General features: G+C 63.4%; 15 protein-coding genes and 2 pseudogenes. 8 read left to right on the top strand and 9 right to left on the bottom strand.

The annotated features are described in order from the left end of the window. Positions 1-29 precede the first annotated feature (29 nt). Together E8A46_RS14475 and E8A46_RS14470 are read right to left on the bottom strand one after the other, a co-directional pair. A complete protein-coding gene (locus E8A46_RS14475; RefSeq protein ID WP_291561740.1) occupies positions 30-1,385 on the bottom strand; it encodes a M23 family metallopeptidase in 1,356 nt (451 codons plus the stop codon). A 101-nt stretch (positions 1,386-1,486) separates the two neighbouring features. Continuing rightward, the gene (locus E8A46_RS14470) at positions 1,487-2,254 is read right to left on the bottom strand and encodes a peroxiredoxin (protein ID WP_291561738.1); all 768 of its coding nucleotides are present in this window, start codon (positions 2,252-2,254) and stop codon (positions 1,487-1,489) included. 281 nt (positions 2,255-2,535) lie between these two features. Here E8A46_RS14470 and E8A46_RS14465 point away from each other — a divergent pair, with 281 nt between their 5' ends. Further along, positions 2,536-6,150, top strand: coding sequence for a DUF3971 domain-containing protein (locus tag E8A46_RS14465; protein WP_291561736.1), 3,615 nt, complete (start codon positions 2,536-2,538; stop codon positions 6,148-6,150). A gap of 119 nt (positions 6,151-6,269) precedes the next feature. Here E8A46_RS14465 and E8A46_RS14460 read toward each other — a convergent pair. The 5 genes and pseudogenes from E8A46_RS14460 to tyrS all read right to left on the bottom strand — a co-directional run bounded on the left by E8A46_RS14460 (position 6,270) and on the right by tyrS (position 12,731). Next, a pseudogene (locus E8A46_RS14460) lies at positions 6,270-7,966 on the bottom strand (methyl-accepting chemotaxis protein). Positions 7,967-8,176: 210 nt separating this feature from the next. Further along, a pseudogene (locus E8A46_RS14455) lies at positions 8,177-8,326 on the bottom strand (MFS transporter); the annotation flags it as partial. 68 nt (positions 8,327-8,394) lie between these two features. After that, entirely contained in the window at positions 8,395-10,089 is a 1,695-nt protein-coding gene (locus tag E8A46_RS14450) for a methyl-accepting chemotaxis protein (RefSeq protein ID WP_291561734.1), read from the bottom strand. Positions 10,090-10,174: 85 nt separating this feature from the next. Then, positions 10,175-11,422, bottom strand: coding sequence for an MFS transporter (locus tag E8A46_RS14445; RefSeq protein ID WP_291561778.1), 1,248 nt, complete (start codon positions 11,420-11,422; stop codon positions 10,175-10,177). 55 nt (positions 11,423-11,477) lie between these two features. Continuing rightward, positions 11,478-12,731, bottom strand: coding sequence for a tyrosine--tRNA ligase (gene tyrS, locus E8A46_RS14440; RefSeq protein WP_291561732.1), 1,254 nt, complete (start codon positions 12,729-12,731; stop codon positions 11,478-11,480). Positions 12,732-12,895: 164 nt separating this feature from the next. Between tyrS and E8A46_RS14435 the strand changes: the two genes are divergently transcribed. Together E8A46_RS14435 and E8A46_RS14430 are read left to right on the top strand one after the other, a co-directional pair. Beyond that, the gene (locus E8A46_RS14435) at positions 12,896-13,996 is read left to right on the top strand and encodes an anhydro-N-acetylmuramic acid kinase (RefSeq protein ID WP_291561730.1); all 1,101 of its coding nucleotides are present in this window, start codon (positions 12,896-12,898) and stop codon (positions 13,994-13,996) included. Between the two features lie 88 nt (positions 13,997-14,084). Continuing rightward, positions 14,085-14,759 (top strand): glutathione S-transferase family protein, encoded by a 675-nt coding sequence (locus E8A46_RS14430; RefSeq protein WP_291561728.1) that lies wholly within the window; start codon positions 14,085-14,087, stop codon positions 14,757-14,759. Positions 14,760-14,775: 16 nt separating this feature from the next. Here E8A46_RS14430 and E8A46_RS14425 read toward each other — a convergent pair whose 3' ends face one another. Both E8A46_RS14425 and E8A46_RS14420 read right to left on the bottom strand, forming a co-directional pair. After that, complete coding sequence (locus E8A46_RS14425; protein ID WP_291561726.1) at positions 14,776-15,288, bottom strand: DUF1697 domain-containing protein; 513 nt, start codon at positions 15,286-15,288, stop codon at positions 14,776-14,778. A gap of 39 nt (positions 15,289-15,327) precedes the next feature. Further along, positions 15,328-15,975, bottom strand: a complete 648-nt coding sequence (locus E8A46_RS14420) for an alpha/beta hydrolase (RefSeq protein WP_079602584.1) — start codon at positions 15,973-15,975, stop codon at positions 15,328-15,330. 327 nt (positions 15,976-16,302) lie between these two features. Between E8A46_RS14420 and E8A46_RS14415 the strand changes: the two genes are divergently transcribed. The 5 genes from E8A46_RS14415 to E8A46_RS14395 form a co-directional block, all read left to right on the top strand. Next, a complete protein-coding gene (locus E8A46_RS14415; protein WP_291561722.1) occupies positions 16,303-17,460 on the top strand; it encodes a cysteine desulfurase family protein in 1,158 nt (385 codons plus the stop codon). A 95-nt stretch (positions 17,461-17,555) separates the two neighbouring features. Continuing rightward, positions 17,556-19,037 (top strand): Fe-S cluster assembly protein SufB, encoded by a 1,482-nt coding sequence (gene sufB, locus E8A46_RS14410; RefSeq protein WP_291561720.1) that lies wholly within the window; start codon positions 17,556-17,558, stop codon positions 19,035-19,037. A gap of 20 nt (positions 19,038-19,057) precedes the next feature. Further along, entirely contained in the window at positions 19,058-19,333 is a 276-nt protein-coding gene (locus E8A46_RS14405) for a hypothetical protein (protein WP_291561718.1), read from the top strand. Further along, positions 19,330-20,085, top strand: coding sequence for a Fe-S cluster assembly ATPase SufC (gene sufC / locus E8A46_RS14400; protein ID WP_291561716.1), 756 nt, complete (start codon positions 19,330-19,332; stop codon positions 20,083-20,085). Before E8A46_RS14405 ends, sufC begins: the two co-directional genes overlap by 4 nt. Before the next feature lie 30 nt (positions 20,086-20,115). Next, positions 20,116-21,207, top strand: a 1,092-nt coding sequence (locus tag E8A46_RS14395; RefSeq protein WP_291561715.1) for a SufD family Fe-S cluster assembly protein, incomplete at its 3' end; no start/stop codon positions are given.

Below are 21,207 nucleotides of genomic sequence, written 5' to 3'. Positions count from 1 at the left end.
CGGATCGGTCGATCGGCCGGGGCCGATTTTCAGCCGGCACTCAGCCGCACGCCGGCGCGCAGGAACTTTTGCGGATCGACCGCTTCGCCGTCGATCCGGGTTTCGTAGTGCAGATGCGGTCCGGTCGATCGGCCGGTCGAACCGACGGCGCCGATCACCTGTCCGATCTTGATGGAATCGCCGACCTTGACGCCGATCTCCGAGAGATGCCCGTAGCGGGTCGACAGGCCGTTGCCGTGGTCGATTTCCACCATGCGGCCATAGCCGCCGGCCCATCCGGACGACACCACTTTTCCGTTCGCGGTGGCGCGCACAGGGTCGCCGGTTGCGGCGCGGAAATCCAGACCGGTGTGCATGGCCGGGCGGCCGAGGAACGGATCGCTGCGGACCCCGAAGCCGGACGTGAATTCGACTTCGCCGATCACCGGCTTTCGATAGGGCACCAAAGCTAGCGTCCGGTTCAGGCGTTCAACCTGGGCACGGGTGACGTTGATCCGGTAGAGCTGGCGCTCGAACGGGCCGGCGTCGGCGCCAAGCTTGACGGCAACAAACGGACCGCCCATGCCCGCGCGCGGGGTCGCGGCTTCCAGCTGGGCGATGTCCAGACCGAGATCGCTGAACACGCCGCGCATTCGGCGGACGCGGGATTCCATGCCGTCTTCGACCGAGCTCAGTGCGGCGAGCTGGCGCCCCTCGACACGGTCGAGCGAGGTCTGCAGGCGAACGATCACATTGTCGACGCCCTGGATTTTCGCAAATTTGTTCGGCGGCGGATTGATGACGATCGGCGCGCGCGATTCCAGCCGCGCTTCGCGGTCCGGAGGCGCCACGAAGACGGCGGTGTCGCTGATCGGGGATGGCTTCGGAATGCCTGCCGCGGCCGGGTCGGTCGCGGCGGCACCGCGCGACGGCGCCCTGATCGATCCGGTGGCCTGCATATCCGGAATGGCGCCAAGCGCGGTCGCGCGCGATTCCAGTGTGGTCTGGCGCCGCATGACCTGTTCGAGTTTCTGGTCGAATTGTTCCTGATCCAGCAACTGGCGGCTGGTGGTGCGGTCAACCTTGGCGCGCAGTTCCGCGATGCGGTCTTCATAGGCGTATTGCATCTCGGCCTGGCGCGCGATCAGCCGGGTGAGGACGTCGTCGCGGAACGCGAAATAGGTCGCGGTCGCAGCCGACCACATGCCAAGCGCCGTCACGCTGCCGATCACGATCCAGAACGCAACCGGACCAAACCGAACCTGCTTGCCGGCATGGACCAGCGTGTAGCCGTTTTGCGCCGGCTGCGGCGTGGCCGGGGCATTTCCGACCGGGTGGCGGGCAGACTGCCTGCCATGATCATGGTTGTGGTGATACTCGGTATGATGACCGGATCGGTACGACATCGGCACTCCCGCGCCGGTCGGAGGTGAGTTCCTTACGGCCCAATTTGCGGGGGTGATTTGACCCTGTCATGGTTAATTTTTCGCCAACGGAACCGCTCGAATTAGACTGCCTGCGCGGCGGCAAGCACTTCATCGGCATGGCCATCAACCTTCACACTGCGCCAGACTCGGAGAATGCGGCCATCCGCCCCAACCAGAACTGTTGTACGAAGAATTCCCTGGAAGGTTCTGCCATACATCGATTTTTCACCCCAGGCACCATAGGCCTGCAGCATCTCGTGGTTCTCGTCTGAAACCAGAGGAATGGAGAGCTGGTGCTTGTTTCGGAAGGCTTCTTGCGCCTTGACCGGGTCGGCTGAAATCCCGAGGACGGCGATCTGGTGCGCCGCAAACGTGGCCGACAACCGGGTGAAGTCGACGGCCTCCTTGGTGCAGCCCGGCGTGTCCGCGCGCGGATAGAAAAACAGCACCAGTTTTCTCCCGGCGTAATCGCCAAGCGAGACGCTGCCGCCGCCGTCCCGCGGCAGACTAAACGAGGGCGCCTGCGTGCCGTCCGCCAAGGCCGATCGGGAGGCCGCCGATGCCCCAGCCTTCTTCGGGGAAGGGTTCGCCGCCTTGGTCTTCGATCCAGCGGTGATCGGCTGAACCGGCTTTGCTGCGCGGGGTAATTTCAACGCCTTCGACGAGCGATCACGCGATACTTTCGAGACCAAGTTCCCGGTTTGCCTGGCTTTTGCGTTCTTGCTTGACTTGCTTGCGGCCGGTCTGCTGGTTTTCGAGGGCGTCGTTTTTGCTGCCTTCGTCGCGCGAGCACGGGTTGCCTTCCCGACGGAGGCTCTGGGAGATTTCTCATGCGTCTTCTTGGACATACGCCTTCCTTTCGTCGCTTTCCGCGGATCAATCATTGGGGTATTGATGCGAGCCGGAATCAAGCCGATTGCTGGGCAAGCCTGATCGCTTCGGAGTATGCTTAAAAGGAATTCGACTCGCCACCCACGCGCTCGTTGAACCTGCCGGTTGGGCCGGACGACGTGCGTGGGTACCAGGTGAGGATTGGTAGCAAAGCCGGCACGGGAGTCCTCGTCGCGTGTCGAGGGGGCGAGGCCCCGGCGGCTATCAATCTTACAATCAGCGCCAGCACCGAGAGGCAATGGTAAGGAATACGTCGCCCCAGGGGTCAAATCCGCGTGCTGACGTCGAGCTCTCGCAGTGGGATGATGCCGATTGGGATCAGGAACACGACGAGGCGGCGGGCCGTCGCGCGCGCCGGCTGCTGTCGAAGTCGAACTCCCGCCTTTATCGCCTCGGCGATCGCCTCGGAGCGGTCCGCCACTGGCTCGCCAGTGAACGCTGGGTAAGGCGTCTTGCTATCGTCATCGCGGCTTTGCTGGTGATCTTTGCGGGGTGCTTCGGCGGACTGTGGTGGCGGCTCGGCGCCGGTCCGATCAACCTCGAGATGGCCACGCCCTGGCTGGCCGCGGCGATTGCGGAAAACATAGGTCACGGCAATACCGTCGAGGTGGGTGGCACGCAGATCGAGCGCGCCGGCAGAATTCGCATCGCCGTGCGCATCCGCGATATCATTGTCAGGGATCGCGACCATGCGATCGTGGCCAGCGCGCCGAAAGCCGAGGTGAAGCTTTCCGGCTACGCGCTATTGATGGGGCGTCTTCGCGCCGAGAGCCTCAATCTGGTCGACGCCGAACTGGCGGTGCGAATCACACCGGATGGCTACGTGACCGTTTCCACCGGCGACAACGCCCGGCCGATCGCCACCGGCGTCGCCTCAAAGAGAGAGGCAGGCATTCCGGCCACGTTTCCGCGCCAGGGGGCGCCGCCAGGAGCTTCTTCTCCGTCTTCGCCCGCTGGTCAATCCGCCGCCGCGCCGGCAGGTCCCGATACCCAAAACGGCCTGCTTGCCGGCCTTGACTGGCTCGACAGCCTGAGCCTGACCGGACTTGACGGACAAAACCTCAATGAAATCGGTCTGAAGAACGGTAACCTGATCGTTGACGACCAGCAACGCGGCAACAAATGGAATTTCGAAAATATCACCCTCAGTCTGCGGCGGCCCAGTGGCGGCGGGATAGCGCTGAGCGTCGGCGAAGAGGGCGGTCGCGCCTGGTCGCTGCGTGTGGCGGTCGGACCTTCCGCGAATGGCGTACGATCGGTCGATATTCGAGCCGACAAGGTTTCGACCACAAACATCCTGCTGGCATTGCGGCTGAAGGATCTGACCTACAGCGCGGATTTGCCGCTGAGCGGCGAGTTGAAGGGGGAATTGGGTCGGGACGGCCTGCCGACCTATTTCCGCGGCAAGATCACCGCGGGTGCCGGAAACATCATCGACAGCGATACGCCGGATTATCCGATGGCGATCGATTCGGCGGAAGCGAACCTCGAATGGGATTCCGCCCGGCGCGTGCTGCTGGCACCCTTCAAGATCGTGTCCGGGCAGAATCGGATCACGCTGCTCGCACACCTCGAGCCGCCCAACGGCAATGTCACCGATTGGCAGTTGGGCCTCAGCGGCGGCACCATCGTGCTGGCCGGGATCGACAGCGAACCGCCGCTGATTTTCAATCGCATCGCCATCGGCGTGCGCTTCGACACCGACAAGCGCCGCGTGCTGCTGACGCAGGCCGATATCAGCAACGGCGACATCGGCATCGCCGGAACCGGCAGCGTCGACTATGCGGCGGAACCGCGCCTGACGCTGGGTTTTGCCGGAACGCCGATGTCGGCGTCCGCACTGAAGCGGATGTGGCCGACTTTGGTCGTTCCAGAGGTCCGCGAATGGGTGATCGACAGGGTGGAACGCGGCTCGCTGCAGCGCATCGAAGTCGGCGTCAACTCGCCGGTTCGAAACCTGTCGCGGCGAGGTCCCCCGATTCCCGACGACGGCCTCGCGGTCAACATCGTCGCCAATGGCGTGACGTTGCATCCGGTGGACGAATTGCCATCAGTGCGCGACGCGGATCTGAAAGCCCATGTGACGGGTCGCACCGCGACGGTGACGATCGGGCAGGGCACCGCCGATACGCCGGCGGGTCGCAAGCTCAACATCTCGGATTTCGTGTTCGAGGTGCCGGATATGGCGCCGAAGCCCGCGCCGGCGCGGGTCAAGTTCCGCATCGACGGCCCGGTGCCGGCGGCGGCGGAGATTCTCGCATCGGATCGCCTCAGTGAATTTTCCGGCACCCTGGTCGACCCCAATGCGAGCAAGGGAACGATTTCGGCCGTGGTCACGCTCGGTTTGCCGATCAAGCGCGAATTGACGAAGGCGGACACGACCTATGCGGTTACCGCCGACCTCGGCGGATTTGCCGCCGATCGCCTGGTGATGAATCAGAAGTTGGAGGCCAATTCGCTGAAGGTTGTCGCCAACAATCAGGGCTATCAGGTCAAGGGCGACGTGAAGATCAACGGGCAGTCGGCCTCGCTTGACTACCGCAAGCCGGCTGACGGCGACGCCGATATCAAATTGCAGGCGACGCTCGACGAAGCGAGCCGCGCGCGCCTCGGGTTCGATCTCGGACCGGCGGTCAGCGGCCCCATTCCGATCAAGCTGGTCGGCAAGATCGGCGGCGACGCCCGTATGGGCATCGACGCCGATCTGACCGCGTTGAAGCTCGACAATATCCTGCCGGGCTGGGTCAAATTGCCGGGCAAGTCGAGCCGCGCCGTATTCAACGTGATCCAGACGCCGCAATCCACCCGCCTCGAAAACATTGTCATCGACGGCGGCGGCGTATCGATCAAGGGATCACTCGAAGTCGATCAGAACAGCGACCTGATGAATGCGAATTTCCCGACCTATTCGCCCTCCGAAGGCGACAAGACCTCGTTGAGGGCCGATCGCGGTCCCGATGGCGTTCTCAAGGTAACCATGCGCGGCGATGTGTTCGACGGTCGCGGCTTTCTCAAATCGGCGATCTCGGGCAAGGAAGCCGACGCCAAAAGCAAATCCAAGAACGTCGATTTCGATCTCGACGTCAAGCTCGGAGCGGTTGCCGGCTATTTTGGCGAGGCACTGCGCAGCGTCGACGTCAAATTATCCCGGCGCAATGGCGTGATCAGAAGCCTAGCGTTCAGCGGCAAGCTTGGACGGGATACGCCGCTGACCGCGGATTTGCGCGGCCGCGCCCAGGGACGCGACGTGATCTATCTCGAAACCAATGACGCCGGCGCTTTCCTGCGCTTCACCGACACCTACTCCAAGGTGGTGGGCGGCCAGCTTGAACTGGCGATGGACCCTCCGACGGTCGAGCCCAGCGCCAAAGAGGGCTTGATCAACGTCAGGGACTTCTCCGTCAAGGGCGAGGGCGCGCTTGATCGGCTGGCGGCGGGGGGATCGACCGGCGTTCAAAACGGCATCTCCTTCTCGCGCTTGCGCGCCGAGTTCACCCGGCAGAATGGACAACTTACGATCCGGGAAGGCGTGCTGAAGGGGCTGACGATCGGCGGGACCATCGAGGGCAGCATCGATTATCCCGGCAACCAGGTGCGCATGAGCGGCACCTTTGTGCCGATTTACGGGCTGAACAATATGTTGGGCCAAATCCCGGTTTTCGGGCTGTTCTTTGGCGGCAGCAATGAGGGGCTGTTCGGCGTCACCTACGAGGTCGTCGGCACCCCGGACAAGCCGACGCTTCGCGTCAATCCGATTTCGGCGATCTTCCCCGGGGTCGCCAGAAAGATCTGGGACTTCAACACCGGCAAGCAAAACAATCCGGTCGAATTTCCAGCACCGAACAACAACTGATCGTGCGGCGGCATCCTCCAGATGCCTTTTCCGTTTCGATGGAACCGAAACGGGGCTCTAGATTCTTGATTTGACGCGTTTCCTGACGCGAGCCGGTCGCCACTTCGCTTGAGAACGCTCTAAGCCGCGCGTACGCCAGCCAGGAAGATGTTGACCTCGCCGGACAGTTGCTCGCCTGCTTGGAGAGATTGGTGGCTGCGGTGAGTACGAGGCCGGCGGCACCCCCGGTCTCGTTGGCCGCGGCGCTGACCCCGCTGATATTCGTCGTCACATCCTGCGTCGCCTTCGCCGTCTGGGTGACGTTGCGCGCGATCTCCGCGGTCGCCGCGCCCTGTTCCTCGATCGCCGAGCCGATCGCGGTCGCGATTACGCTGACCTCCTCGATCGTGGCGGTGATGCCCTGGATCGCCTCGACCGCTTCCTTGGTCGCGCTCTGGATCTGGCTGATGCGGGTGCCGATCTCCTTGGTGGCTTCGGCGGTCTGGCTCGCCAGGTCCTTGACCTCTGCGGCGACCACCGCGAAACCGCGGCCGGCCTCGCCGGCGCGCGCGGCTTCGATGGTGGCATTGAGCGCGAGCAGGTTGGTCTGTCCGGCGATATTCGAAATCAGCTCGGCCACGTGCTCGATCTGCTGGGCTCCGTCGGCGAGCGCGCGCACGATGGTGTCGGTGCGGGGCGCGTTGTCGACCGCGCGGGTGGTGATACTGGCGGACTGTGCGACCTGACGGCTGATCTCGGAGATCGAGGAGGATAACTCCTCCGGGGCTGCCGCGACCGTCTGCACGCGGTCGGAGGCTTCCGTGGCCGCCGTCGAGACGATCGTCGCCTGCTGGTTGGTGCGCGCCGCCGTGCCGGTCATGGATTGCGCGGTCGTTTCCAGTTCGGTGGATCCCGATGCCATCAGTCCGACCAGCCGGCCCACGGAAGCGTCAAAGCGGTTGGCGAGCGCGATCAGGGCTTCGCGCTTCTCGCTTTCGGCCTACTGCTTGCTCTTGACCTGCTCCGCCTCCAGCGTCCGCGCCGTCATGGCCGTCTGCCGCAGCATCTCCAGGGTTTCGGCCATGCGCCCGATCTCGTCGCCGCGTTCGGTCTCTTCGACCGGCTGGTCCAGAGATCCACTCGCGATGCGCTGCATCCGGTTCTTCTGCCGGTCGAGTGCGCCCACCACGTCGCGGGCGATCAGCCAGGACAGCAACCCTATCAGCCCGATCACGACCGCGCCGATGCCGGCGAGCCGGATCAGCAGCGCCCTGAAGTCATCGTCGAGATCGTCGACATACAGACCGACGCCGATGACGATGTCCCAGGGCGCGAAATGGCGGGCGTATACCAGTTTCTCGACAGGGTTGGTTTGACCCGGGCGCGGGTAGAGATACGACGCCGTGCCGCCCCCGGACTCGCGCATCGCGGCGTCGATGATGGCGCGTGAAATCACCACTCCGGTCGAATCCGTGGCGCCGGTGACCTTGCCTTCCAGCTTCGGATTGGCGGCATTCATCATTACGCCCGTATCCGACGTCCGATAGGCGGCAGCGTAGCCCTGGCCGTTGTTGAACATCATGCGCCCGGCGCGGGTGCGAAACTGCACTTCCGCGTCCGCCCGGCTGAGCTTGCCTGCCACGACCTCGTCCTGCAGCGATTGGGCGACACCGGTGACCATGTCCACCGCGCCGTGCAATTGCGCAATCCGGTCCTGCAGCATGCGCTTCTGGCTCAGCGAGGCCGAAAGGCCAATGATCGCGCACAGGGCGATGGTCGACAACGCGACCATGCTGGTCAATTTCGCGCGGATAGTGAAGTGACTGAGCAGATTCATCACAGACCCCTGACGGCTTCCCGATTCAAACAGCTGCGCAGAATCAGGCTTACGAATGATGAACGCTGGTTCGCCGGGCGGGCGCGGAGGAGATCACGCAACCGCCTCGCCGGGGCTTAAATGACCCGGTATTACTACGGGGCGATGGGTGCGGCAGCGCCGGACTGACGTCGGCGAAAAGCCTGCGCCGGCGGGCAGACCGCACTGGCTTCGCAGCGCCGGCACCACCAGGAACGGGATCATCCCGATCACCGCGCCGCCCACGCTGCCCGGCGAAAACGCGATCAGCGGATTGTAGCTGTGGGTCCAGTCGTGGATCAGGCCGCCCCAGGAAGCGAACGCCGATCACAGCCCGCTGCCGAACGGCGTCGTAATTGGTGCATCACCGGCGGGACGCCGCGGCGCGCCGGTCCCGCTAACATGCATCCTTACGCCGCGCGTACGCCGACCAGGAAGATGTTGACCTCGCCGGACAGTTGCTCGGCCTGCTTGGAGAGATTAGAGGCCGCGGTAAGAACGAGGCCGGCGGCGTCGCCGGTTTCGTTGGCCGCGCTGCTGACACCGCCAATATTCGTCGTTACCTCCTGCGTCGCCTTCGCCGTCTGGGTAACGTTGCGCGCGATCTCCGCGGTGGCCGCACCTTGTTCCTCGATCGCGGAACCGATCGCGGTTGCGATCACGCTGACTTCCTCGATGGTGGCGGTGATGACATGGATCGCCTCGACGGCCTCCTTGGTCGCGCTCTGGATCTGGGTAATGCGGGTGCCGATCTCCTTGGTGGCTTCGGCGGTCTGGCTCGCGAGGCTTTTGACCTCGGCCGCTACCACCGCGAAGCCCCTGCCGGCCTCGCCCGCGCGAGCGGCTTCGATGGTGGCGTTGAGCGCGAGCAGGTTGGTCTGGCCTGCGATACCTGAAATGAGCTCCGCTACGTGCTCGATCTGCTGGGCTCCATCGGCAAGGGCGCGCACGATGGTGTCGGTGCGGCGCGCGTTGTCGACGGCGCGGGCGGTGATATCGGCGGACTGCGCGACCTGACGGCTGATTTCGTTGATCGACGAGGACAATTCTTCCGCCGCCGCGGCGACCGTTTGCACGCGTGTGGAGGCTTCCGTTGCCGCCGCGTTGACGACTGTCGCCCGGTGGTTGGTGCGCTCCGCCGTACCGGTCATGGATTGCGCGGTCGATTCCAGTTCGGTCGAACCCGACGCCATCAATCCAACAAGCCGGCCTACGGAAGCGTCAAATCGATCGGCGAGCGCAATAAGCGCTTCACGCTTCTCGTTTTCGGCTTGTTGCTTCGTCGCTATCTGCTCAGCTTCCAGCGCCCGCGCCGTCATTGCCGTCTGCCGCAACACCTCCAGCGTTTCCGCCATGCGTCCGATCTCGTCGCCGCGTTCGGTTTCTTCGACCGCCTGGTCCAGCGATCCGTTGGCGATGCTTTGCATGCGGTTCTTCTGTCGGTCGAGCGCGCCCAGGATGTCCCGGGCGATCAACCACGACAACAATGCCATCAGTACCATGACGCCGGCGCCGATCGCGCCAAGACGCAGCAGCAACGCATTTACGTCTGCATTGACGTCATCCACGTACAGCCCATAGCTCATGGTGACGTTCCACGGCGCAAAATGGTGTGCGAAGACCATTTTCTGAACCGGGACGGTCTGGCCCGGTCGGGGGTAGAGGTACGATGCCGTCGCTCCCTCCGCGCTCCGCTGGCCGGCGTTGATGATGGCGTCAGCGATCATCACACCGTTGGAATCCACCGCACCGGTGATTTTGCCTTCGAGCTGAGGGTTGGCGCCGTTTAGCAAGAGAGAAGTGTCTGGATTGTAGACGATGGGATAGCCTTGCCCCTTATTGAACACCATGCGCCCGCCGCGCTGGCGGAACTGGTTTTGCGCCTCGGCGAGGGTCATTCTCCCTGCCGCGACCTCGTTCTGCAGCGTCTCCGCCAGGCCAACCAGCAGATCGACCGCCGTACGCAGCTGCACGACCCGGTCCTCCATCATGCGCCTCTCGCTCAGCGAGGCTGCGACCGCGATGATGACGCACACCGTCAGTGCCGCCAGGGCAACCATGCTCGCGAGTTTCGTGCGGATCTTCAGTCGGCTAAGCAAACTCATTTTCGGCCTCTGGCAGGAAACTGTTTGCAGAGGGGTATCAGGAACGGTTTTAGCAATGGTGAACAAATCAGGCAGGGGAGCGAATCTAGCGCCGCAGCGCCGGCACCACCAGGAACGGGATCATGCCGAGGATTACGCTGACGAGCGCGAAGGCAATCAGCGGATTATAGCTGTGGCTGAAATCGTGGATCAGGCCGCCGCTCCAGGAGCCGAACGCCGATCCGAGCCCGCTGCCGATCGAAATCGATCCATAGATCGTCCCGACGCGCTTGCCGCGAAAGAGCTTCATGGCGGTTGCGCTCAGCAGAGGGCCGCGCGAGCCGATCATGCTGCCGAAACAAACGACGAAGCCGGTCAGTATCCAGACGTTCGGATACCATTGCAGCAGCCAGAACAGGACAATCCCGACAATCGACAGCGCGTAGCTCAATAGCACCGACGGCCTGCGGCCGATGATGCCGTCGAGCCAGGAGACGCCGAGCATGCCGAACAGCAGCACCACGCCGGAAAATCCCCAGGCGGTCGCCGCCTGCAAGGGCGGGAATCCCGCGTCGATCAGGTAGGCCACGACTTGCGGCGCGATCGCGTACATGCCGATCGCGGTGAAGAAAAACGTCGAGAACAACGCCCAGAATGCGTGGTGGCGCATCGCGCCCGAAAGCGTCCAGCCGTCATCGGCGACGTCGGCGGCGGCGCTTTTGGCGAGATGGGGTGAGCCGGTGGAGAACAATCGCCAGGGCAGGATCAACAGCGGCACAAGCAGGACGAGCGTCGCGCCGCCAAAGATCTGGTAGGCCCCGCGCCAGCCGACATGATCGATCAGAACCTGCGATGCCGGCAGCAGGATCAGGACGCCTGCGCCGGTCGCGGAGTAGACCACCGCCATCGCGGTCGGCAATCGCGGGCCGAACCACCGGCCGAGCAGGATGGAGTTCGGAACGTTGCCGATAAACGCGATCCCGATACCGACGCACAGGCCGAGGCTCAACTGGAACTGCCACAGATAGCTCGCGTTCGCTGCGAACAGGAACGCGCCGCCCAGCAGCAGCAATCCGAGCGAATAGACGCTGCGGGGTCCGGAATAATCGAACAGCCGGCCGATCAGCGGCGATGCCAGCCCGCCCGCCAGCGCCGTCAGGGAGTAAACCGAGACGACCTGGGCGCGGTCCCAGCCGAAGCTCTCGGAGATCGGCAGCAGAAACACGGTAAAACTCTCGCCGAGACCGCGACCGAGCACCGAAAGCGCGAAACACAACGCCAGCACATGAAGCGCCGTGCGCGCGGCCTCTCGCGGCTTCGCAAGCGTGTCCTCCCGCGGCGCGTTCTTGTCCATCAAGAGCAGGGAGCGCGCTTCCGCGCTCCCGGGCAAGTGTCTAAAACGAATGCGCCTATGCAGGCTTGAGCAGGATGTGACGCTTCTTGCCCATCGACAGCTTGATCACGCCTTCCGGCGTGAGGTCGGAAGGCTTCAGCACCATCTTCTCGTCAGCGACCGCGGCATCGTTGACGCGCAAGCCACCGCCCTTGATCTGGCGCCGCGCCTCGCCATTCGATGCCACAAGGCCCGCCTTGACGAACGATGCCAGCACGCCGATGCCGGCTTCGAGTTCGGCACGGGGAATTTCCACCGTGGGAAGATTTTCGGCGATCGCGCCTTCCTCGAAGGTTTGCCGCGCGGTTTCGGCGGCGGTGCGCGCGGCGTCGGCGCCGTGCAGCAGCATGGTCGCGGCATCCGCCAGCGCCTTCTTGGCCTCGTTGATCTCGGCGCCCTTCAGCGCGGCGAGCTTCTCGATCTCGGCCAGCGGCAGGGTGGTGAACAATTTCAGGAAACGCGCCACGTCGGCGTCCTCGGTGTTGCGCCAGAACTGCCAGTATTCGTAAGGGCTCTTCATGTCGGCGTTGAGCCAGACCGCGCCGCTGGCGGTCTTGCCCATCTTCTCGCCGGACGATGTCGTGATCAGCGGGGTGGTCAGCGCGTGCAGTTGCGGCGTGCCCATGCGGCGGCCGAGGTCGATGCCGTTGACGATGTTGCCCCATTGGTCGGAGCCGCCCATCTGCAGGCGACAGTCGTAACGCTGGTTGAGCACGGCAAAATCGTAGGCCTGAAGGATCATGTAGTTGAATTCGATGAAGCTCATCTCCTGGTCGCGCTCGAGCCGGAGCTTGACCGAGTCCATCGCCAGCATCCGGTTGACCGAGAAATGCCGGCCGATATCGCGCAGCATCTCGATCCAGTTCAGCTTGGTCAGCCATTCGGCATTGTCCGGCATGACGGCATCGTCCTTGCCATCGCCGAACTTCAGGAAGCGGGAGAACACCTGCTTGATGCCGTCCTTGTTGCGTTCGATATCTTCGATCGAAAGGATTTTTCGCGTCTCGTCCTTGCCGGAGGGGTCGCCGACCCGCGTGGTTCCGCCGCCCATCAGCGCGATCGGCTTGTTGCCGGTCTGCTGCAGCCAGTACAGGCACATGATCTGCACCATGGAACCGACATGGAGCGAGGGTGCGGTGCAGTCGAAGCCGATATAGGCCACGAGCTCGCCTCGGGCCGCCAGCCCGTCCAGCGAATCGGGGTCCGAAATCTGATGAATAAAGCCGCGGCTCTGCAGCACATTGAGAAAATCAGATTTAAAAGCTGTCATCTGTCTGCGACTCGGATCATTCTTGTTTTACGATATTTGCAGCAAAATAGCGGAACCCGGTCCGGACAGGCTGCCGCCGGGCGCGCGCTGTGGCATTATAAGATGTGCTTGTTTGGCACAAGCTGAACGTCCTGGGGTAGGGCCAAGGCTGAGGCTTGATTGCGATGATGTTGACGGCCATCGGTCTGATGAGCGGCACCTCGCTCGACGGGGTAGACGTGGCCATGATCGAAACCGACGGCAAGCGGGTGAAGTCGTTTGGCCCTTCGGGGTACCGGCCTTATACCGAAACCGAACGCCGCCTGCTGCGCCATGCCCTGACGGAAGCCGTGCATCTGCCGCAGCGCGATGCGCGGCCGGGCATCCTGCGCGAGGCCGAGCGCGTGGTCACGGTGGCGCATGCCGAAGCCGTGGCCAGCTTTACCGCGCACAATCACATTAAGTACGAGGATATCGATATCGTCGGTTTCCATGGCCAGACCGTGTTGCACCGGCCGGCCGACAGGATGACCGTGCAGATCGGCGACGCCGCGGCGCTGGCCAAGGCGATCCATATCCCGGTGATGCACGATTTCCGCGCCGCCGATGTCGCCGCCGGCGGGCAGGGCGCGCCGTTCGTTCCGGTCTATCACCGCGCGCTGGCCCAGTCGCTTGAGCGCGAAGGGCCGATGGTGGTGCTCAATATCGGCGGCGTTTCCAACATCACCTATATCGACGGCGATGTCCTGATCGCCTGCGACACCGGGCCCGGCAACGCGCTGCTCGACGATTTCATGTACCGCATGACCGGCCAGCCCTTCGATTGCGAAGGCCGCATGGCGGCCCAGGGCGCCGTCGACGAAGCCTGGATTGCCGGGGCGCTGCAGCATCCGTTCTTTGCGCTGCCGCCGCCGAAATCGCTCGATCGCAACGATTTTGCCAAGCTGGTGCTGCGCGATATGCGCCCTGTCGATGGTGCGGCGACGCTGACGGCGTTTACCGCCGCGGCGATTACCCGGGTCGTTCCGCTGCTGCCGAAGCGGCCGCGAAGCTGGATCGTCGCCGGCGGCGGCGCGCGCAATCTCACCATGCTACGAATGCTGCGCGAGCGGCTCGCGCCTGCCACCGTCGAGGCCGCCGATGCGCTGGGCTGGTCGACCGACGCCATCGAGGCCCAGGCGTTCGGCTTTCTGGCGGCGCGGGGGCTGAAAGGCCTGCCGCTCAGCTATCCCGCCACGACCGGCGTGCCGATCCCGATGACCGGCGGGGTGATCGCAAGGCCGTGAGCGGGCGATTTACGCCAACGCAGCGACCTTGACTGTTTAATGCAGATGCATTTAGATACATGCATCTGCATCAAGCTGCGAGTTAGCGATGGCCGCCCCGCTCAAACTGATCAGTCACAAACTTTGTCCCTATGTGCAGCGAGCGGTGATCGCGCTGACGGAGAAGGGCGTTGCCTTCGAGCGGATCGACATCGATCTCGCCAACAAGCCGGACTGGTTTCTGGCGATTTCTCCGCTCGGCCGGACGCCGGTGCTTCTGGTCGGCGACGTCCCGATCTTCGAATCCGCCGTCATCCTGGAATATCTCGAGGAGACCGAACCGAAGCCGCTGCATCCGGCGGATCCTTTGCGCCGTGCGGAGCACCGCGGCTGGATCGAATTTGGCTCCGCGGTCCTCAACGATATCGCGGGCTTCTATGGCGCGCCAAGCGATGTGGCATTTCAAGCCAAGACAGCTCAACTGGAGCAGCGTTCTGCGCGACTAGAGATGCGCGTCGTCGCCGCGCCATGGTTTGATGGCGGAAATTTCTCGCTGGTGGATGCGGTGTTCGGTCCGGTGTTTCGCTATTTCGACGTGTTCGATGAAATCGGCGACTTCGGAATTCTCGCCGGCAAACCGAAGCTGGCGCGATGGCGCAAGTCGCTTTCCGAACGGCCCTCGGTGCGCGCGGCCGTCGGATCGGATTACCCGGCGCTGCTGCGCGATTTCCTGAAGCGGCGGAATTCGTGGATATCGCGCCTGCAGGCGCAGGCGGCGGCATAGTCGCATCGGTTCGGTGTCAGGACTCGGCAGCCATCCGGGCGAGCGTCGCCACGGTATTCATGTTGCGCGCGGTTCCTGATTTGGCGGCGGCAATGACCAGCTTCGATGAGCCCATGCCCTGACCGTAATGGATGTAGATCTCGCGGCGCCCCAACCGGATCTCTTCGTCCCGCTGGCCGCGAATGCCGGCGAGCGCATCCGCGGGCGGTGCGCGGTCGAGGAACACCGCCATGGTGCGGTTAGGCGCGGCCTTCGGGAATGGATTGTCGGCGAGGACCTGCGCCATCTCGGCGGCGGTGCGAACCAGCGCGCCGACCGGCTTGCCGGCGAATGCCTGCAGCCGCTTTTCAAGAGCCGCCTTGATCGCGGCTTCGGACTTGCGGCTTTCGAACACGACGTTGCCGCTGGCGATGTAGGTGCGGACGCTTCCGAAGCCGAGTTCCTCGCACAACGCCTTGAGGTCGCTCATCGGCAGCTTGCCGGTGCCGCCGACATTGACCGCACGCAGCAGCGCCACGAACGAGGTCATGATCGATCCCTTGACCGATTCCCTGGCCGATCCGATGGCTCAGCGAACGTTGGCGAGCCGCATGTCGAGATAGCCGGTCACTGTCTGCATCAACGGCTCCAGCTTGCCGTCGAAGAAATGGTTGGCGCCGGGGATGATCTGCTGGTCGATCACGATGCCCTTCTGGGTCTTGAGCTTCTCGACCAGCGTGTTGACGTCCTTGGGCGGCACCACCGCGTCCTTCTCGCCATGCACGATCAGCCCGGAGGACGGGCAGGGCGCGAGGAACGAGAAGTCGTAGAGGTTGGCCGGCGGCGCGATCGAAATAAAACCCTCGACCTCGGGGCGGCGCATCAGCAGCTGCATGCCGATCCAGGCGCCGAACGAGAAGCCCGCAACCCAGCAGGCGCGCGCTTCCGGATTGATGGTCTGTGCCCAATCCAGCGCGGACGCGGCATCGGACAGTTCGCCGGTGCCGTGATCGAACGATCCCTGGCTGCGGCCGACGCCGCGGAAATTGAAACGCAGCACCGAAAATCCGCGATGGGCGAAGGCGTAATAGCACTGGTAGATGATTTGGTGATTCATGGTGCCGTGAAACTGCGGATGCGGATGCAGCACCATCGCGATCGGCGCATTCTTCTGCTTCGCCGGATGGTAACGGCCTTCGAGGCGGCCTGCGGGGCCGGTGAAAATGACTTCAGGCATTGATGGTCCTTGGCAAAATCAACCGGCTTTGTGCTGGCTCTGTCTGGCGCTTTGGCAGACAAGAACTCGCGGAGAACAAGGGGCTGATCAGACGTCGTCGGGGCGATGCGCGAACGGCGCCTGGTGAACTGGAGGCCGCGTTCTAGCATGAGGCGAGGGGCAAAAAGCAAGGGTTTTGAACATCCGGCAGGCTGTTCAAGACGTTAGTGTCTCGATTGCGGGGAGACGCCAGCATCGCCAGTTGGCATAAAGCCGGACGTCACCACCGGCTTCGGTCGGCGGCGCCGTCGGATCGAAAGCTTCCATTTTGAGGTATTATAATACTTAATGTCAGGCCGGATCTACCTTGATTGGAATGCAACGACACCGCTTCGCAATGAGGCGCGGGAGGCGATGGCTGCGGCATGGGAGCTCTGCGGGAACCCGTCCTCGGTCCACGCCGAGGGCCGCCAGGCCCGGAAGCTGGTGGAGGACGCCCGCGCCATCGTCGCGGGCGCGGTCGGCGCGGTGCTGAGAAATGTCGTCTTCACGTCCGGCGGAACCGAGGCCAATGCGCTGGCGCTGGAGCCCGGGCTCAGGCGGGGCTCCAGCCCCGGCGTCGAAAGGCTGGTGGTCTCGGCCATCGAGCACGCCTCGGTTCTCGCAGGGGGGCGGTTTGCGGCGCAAGCCACCAGTGCCGTCGGCGTCACGTCCGCCGGAAGGCTGGACCTGGAGCAGCTCCGCGCGGCGTTGGAGGGCAAGCCCCCGGCGCTGGTGTCGGTGATGCTGGCCAACAATGAAACCGGCGCGGTGCAGCCGGTGGCCGAGGCGGCCGAGATCGTCCATGCCGCTGGCGGCCTGCTGCATGTCGATGCGATCCAGGCCTTTGGAAAAATCCCCGTAGATATGAACACGTTGCATGCCGATCTGATGACGCTGTCAGGGCATAAGATCGGTGGCCCCAAGGGGATGGGGGCCCTCATTCTGGCGGAAGGGCTGCTCGGGCTCGAGCCGCTGTTGCGCGGCGGCGGTCAGGAACTCGGTCGCCGGGCGGGAACAGAGAACGTAACGGGAATTGCTGGGTTCAGAGCCGCCGCGAAGGCCGCGCTGGCAACGATGTCAGGCGACGCCATTCGTCTCGAAGGTCTGCGGACCCGGCTCGAAAGCGGCCTGCGGCAAACCCCAGGTGCCCTGCTGTTCTCCAGCGAGGCGCCTCGATTGCCCAACACCACGCTGTTCACGGTTCCGGGCCTGAAGGCGGAGACCGCCGTGATCGGCTTTGATCTTGCCGGGATTGCGGTGTCTTCGGGTTCCGCCTGCTCATCCGGCAAGGTGCAGCCCTCGCATGTGCTGGAGGCGATGGGATTTGGTCCTGAAATCGCCAGGGGAGCTGTGCGGCTCAGTCTCGGCTGGTCCACCTCAGACGCGGACATCGATCGTTGCCTTGAGGCTTGGCGAATGCTCGCCAGTACCTTACTTAAGGACCAGCAACGAAACACGGCTTGAACGGTTCTAAGTAGGTGATTTCGTCCGGGAAACATCGTAATAGTCTTGCGGAATTGATCCACCGCGGTCCTTGAAACCGCGAGCGGAGGAAGAAAATGGCTGCCGTACAAGAGACGGTCGATCGGGTTCGCCAGATCGACGTCGACCAGTATCGATATGGATTTGAGACGCTTATCGAGTCCGACAAGGCCCCGAAGGGGTTATCGGAAGATACCGTCCGCTTCATCTCCGCGAAAAAGAACGAACCGGCCTGGATGCTGGAATGGCGTCTGGAAGCCTATCGCCGCTGGCTGACCATGACCGAGCCGACATGGGCGCGGGTCAACTATCCCAGGATCGATTATCAGGATCTCTATTACTATTCGGCGCCGAAGCCGAAGAAGGCGATCGGCTCGCTCGACGAGATCGATCCGGAAATCCTGAAGACCTACGAGAAACTCGGCATTCCCTTGCGCGAAGTCGAGGTGCTCGAAGGCGTGGTGCGCCCTGAAGGCGAGCGCAAGATCGCGGTCGATGCCGTCTTTGATTCGGTCTCGGTGGCGACCACCTTCCAGAAGGAGCTCAAGCAGGCCGGCGTGATCTTCATGCCGATCTCGGAAGCGATCCGTGAGCACCCCGAACTGGTGAAGAAGTATCTCGGCACGGTGGTGCCGACCTCGGACAATTACTTTGCCACGCTGAATTCGGCGGTGTTTTCCGACGGCTCGTTTGTCTACGTGCCGCCGGGCGTGCGCTGCCCGATGGAACTGTCGACCTATTTCCGCATCAACGAGCGCAACACTGGGCAGTTCGAGCGCACCCTGATCATCGCCGACAAGGGCGCCTATGTCAGCTACCTCGAGGGCTGCACCGCGCCGCAGCGCGACGAGAACCAGCTCCACGCCGCCGTGGTCGAACTGGTCACGCTGGACGACGCCGAGATCAAATATTCGACGGTGCAGAACTGGTATCCCGGCAACTCGGAAGGGCTGGGCGGCATCTACAATTTCGTCACCAAGCGTGGCGATTGCCGCGGCAACAATTCGAAGATTTCCTGGACCCAGGTCGAGACCGGATCGGCGATCACCTGGAAATATCCGAGCTGTATCCTGCGCGGCGACAATTCACGCGGCGAGTTCTACTCGATCGCGATTTCGAACGGCCACCAGCAGGTCGATTCCGGCACCAAGATGATTCATCTCGGCAAGAACACCACCAGCCGGATCATCTCCAAGGGCATCGCGGCCGGCGTTTCGCAGAACACCTATCGCGGGCTTGTGACGGCGCACCGCAAGGCGACCGGCGCGCGCAATTTCACCGCCTGCGATTCGCTTTTGATCGGCGACAAATGCGGCGCGCACACCGTGCCCTATATCGAGGCCAAGAATTCCTCGGCGCTGTTCGAGCACGAGGCGACGACGTCGAAGATCTCCGAGGACGTGCTGTTCTATTGCGTGCAGCGCGGCCTGTCCCAGGAAGAGGCGGTCGGCCTCGTGGTCAACGGCTTTGTGAAGGACGTGCTGCAGCAACTGCCGATGGAATTCGCGGTGGAAGCGCAGAAGCTGATCTCGATCTCGCTGGAGGGGAGCGTGGGGTGATCCGGGCGATTGGGAGAGTCTTGGTACTCGTTATCAACGCTCTCATTATCGCCTATTGGTGGCTGCTCGCGCTGACGCTGATTGCGGCGTTCGTCGGTGGCTTCATCGCGATGGTTGGTGCGTTCGGAGGTTGGCAAGAGACGAAGCTGTTCGGAGGCGCGCTTTTAAAGTTCGGCGGTATGGGATTCTTTTTTGTGATCGTGCTCGGTTCCATGGGTGCCCCTACCGACCCGATTAGATTGAATAAGCCGGCGCAGCTGAATGCGGTTGCGACAGTTCAGAAGGAAAAGGAATGACTGCACTACTCGAAGTCAGAAATCTGCAGGTCCGCGTCGAGGAGCGTGAAATCCTCCATGGGCTTTTGCTCACCGTGAACAAAGGCGAAGTGCACGCGATCATGGGGCCGAACGGTTCCGGCAAATCGACGCTGAGCCATGTCATCGCCGGCAAGCCGGGCTATGAAGTCACCGGCGGCGAAATCCTGTTCAAGGGCGAGGACCTGCTCGCGATGGCGCCCGACGAGCGCGCCGCCAAGGGCGTGTTCCTGGCGTTCCAGTATCCGGTCGAGATTCCCGGCGTCGCCACCATGACATTCCTGCGCACGGCGTTGAACGCCCAGCGCAAGGCGCGCGGCGAGAGCGAATTCTCGACCCCGGATTTTCTCAAGAAGGTGCGCGAGGTCGCCAAAAGCCTGAATATTCCGCAGGACATGCTTCGCCGCGGCGTCAATGTCGGGTTCTCCGGCGGCGAAAAGAAGCGCAACGAGATTCTGCAGATGGCGCTGTTCGAGCCGAGCCTGTGCATTTTGGACGAAATGGATTCCGGCCTCGACATCGACGCGCTGCGGGTTGCCGCCGATGGCGTCAACGCGCTGCGTTCGCCCGATCGGGCGATGGTGGTGATCACGCATTATCAGAGGCTGTTGAACTACATCGTGCCGGACTTCGTTCACGTGATGTCGAAAGGCCGCGTGGTGAAAAGCGGCGACAAGCAGCTGGCGCTGGAACTCGAGGCGTCCGGTTACGCCCAGTTCGAAGACGCGGCCTGACGCCCAAAAAGGGAATTCAAGACGGAATTGATGATGAATCTGGCACTGGCAAAAACCGAAACCATGCGCGCATTGGACGATATCTTTGCGATCGCGCGGGACCGGCTGCCCGGGACTGGCCCGGTCGCGGATGCGCGTCAGCGGGCCTTTGAGGCTTACGAACGCGTGGGACTGCCGCACCGACGGATCGAGGACTGGAAATACACCGACCTGCGCGTGTTGATGCGCGAGTTGCTGCCGCTTGCCGCGGCACCCGATGCCGCCGCGCTGAAGCGCGCAGGCAGTGCCTTGAAGCTTCACGCCATCGCGGGCGTGCGCCGAATGGTGCTGGTGGATGGCGTATTCGCGCCAAAGCTGTCCGAAATGACCGATCTGGAGCGCGGACTCGGCATCCGCACGCTGCGCGATGTGCTCGAGGCCGGGGACACGGCGCTGCATGAGCAACTGTTCGCGCCTGACAACTCCAATTCCATGGTAGCGCTCAACAGCGCGATGATGACCGATGGCCTCGTGATCGAGGTCGCCGACGGCGCCGCGCTCAGCCAGCCCCTGCACATCGTCCATATCGCCAGCGGTGCAGCGCCGGCGGCGATGTTCACGCGCTCGTTGATCCGTGTCGGCAAGGCCGCAACAGCGACCCTGGTGGAGAGCTACATCGGCGCGGAGGCTGCGAAGGCCTATCAGGTCCACGACTCCCTGATCGTTTCGATTGGCGATGGTGCGCGGCTTGATCATGTGCGCCTGGTCGAAGACGGTCGCGAGGCCTTCAACGTCTGCTCCGCGGTGGTGACGCTGGGCGCCCGCGCGCATTTCAACACTTTCGGGATGAATACCGGTTCGCTCGTCAGCCGCTATCAGGCCGTCATCGCGGTCGCAGGCGAGGGCTCCCGGGTCGAGACCAACGGCGTCAATCTGCTCAATGGCCGCCAGCACGCCGACACCACGCTGTTTCTCGATCACGCGGCGGCCAACTGCGCCAGCCGCGAGATCTTCCGCGCCGTGGTCGACGAGCGCGGCCATTCGGTGTTCCAGGGCCGCATCATCGTTCGCCCCGGCGCGCAGAAGACCGACGCCAAGATGATGACGCGGGCGCTGCTGCTGTCCGACGAGGCCGAGGCCGAC

The organism is Bradyrhizobium sp. (genome assembly GCF_004799445.1).
Taxonomy (GTDB): domain Bacteria; phylum Pseudomonadota; class Alphaproteobacteria; order Rhizobiales; family Xanthobacteraceae; genus Bradyrhizobium.
The sequence above is the reverse complement of the archived record's forward strand: the minus strand, read 5'-3'. Positions and strand labels throughout refer to the sequence as shown.

What these genes read in the sequence shown, in the direction of transcription:
- E8A46_RS14420 (WP_079602584.1), bottom strand. Translation starts at nt 15,975, where the DNA reads ATGCCTGAAGTCATTTTCACCGGCCCCGCAGGCCGCCTCGAAGGCCGT.
- E8A46_RS14425 (WP_291561726.1), bottom strand. Translation starts at nt 15,288, where the DNA reads ATGACCTCGTTCGTGGCGCTGCTGCGTGCGGTCAATGTCGGCGGCACC.
- sufB (WP_291561720.1), top strand. Translation starts at nt 17,556, where the DNA reads ATGGCTGCCGTACAAGAGACGGTCGATCGGGTTCGCCAGATCGACGTC.
- E8A46_RS14450 (WP_291561734.1), bottom strand. Translation starts at nt 10,089, where the DNA reads ATGAGTTTGCTTAGCCGACTGAAGATCCGCACGAAACTCGCGAGCATG.
- tyrS (WP_291561732.1), bottom strand. Translation starts at nt 12,731, where the DNA reads ATGACAGCTTTTAAATCTGATTTTCTCAATGTGCTGCAGAGCCGCGGC.
- E8A46_RS14465 (WP_291561736.1), top strand. Translation starts at nt 2,536, where the DNA reads ATGGTAAGGAATACGTCGCCCCAGGGGTCAAATCCGCGTGCTGACGTC.
- E8A46_RS14415 (WP_291561722.1), top strand. Translation starts at nt 16,303, where the DNA reads ATGTCAGGCCGGATCTACCTTGATTGGAATGCAACGACACCGCTTCGC.
- E8A46_RS14445 (WP_291561778.1), bottom strand. Translation starts at nt 11,422, where the DNA reads ATGGACAAGAACGCGCCGCGGGAGGACACGCTTGCGAAGCCGCGAGAG.
- E8A46_RS14435 (WP_291561730.1), top strand. Translation starts at nt 12,896, where the DNA reads ATGATGTTGACGGCCATCGGTCTGATGAGCGGCACCTCGCTCGACGGG.
- sufC (WP_291561716.1), top strand. Translation starts at nt 19,330, where the DNA reads ATGACTGCACTACTCGAAGTCAGAAATCTGCAGGTCCGCGTCGAGGAG.
- E8A46_RS14430 (WP_291561728.1), top strand. Translation starts at nt 14,085, where the DNA reads ATGGCCGCCCCGCTCAAACTGATCAGTCACAAACTTTGTCCCTATGTG.
- E8A46_RS14475 (WP_291561740.1), bottom strand. Translation starts at nt 1,385, where the DNA reads ATGTCGTACCGATCCGGTCATCATACCGAGTATCACCACAACCATGAT.
- E8A46_RS14470 (WP_291561738.1), bottom strand. Translation starts at nt 2,254, where the DNA reads ATGTCCAAGAAGACGCATGAGAAATCTCCCAGAGCCTCCGTCGGGAAG.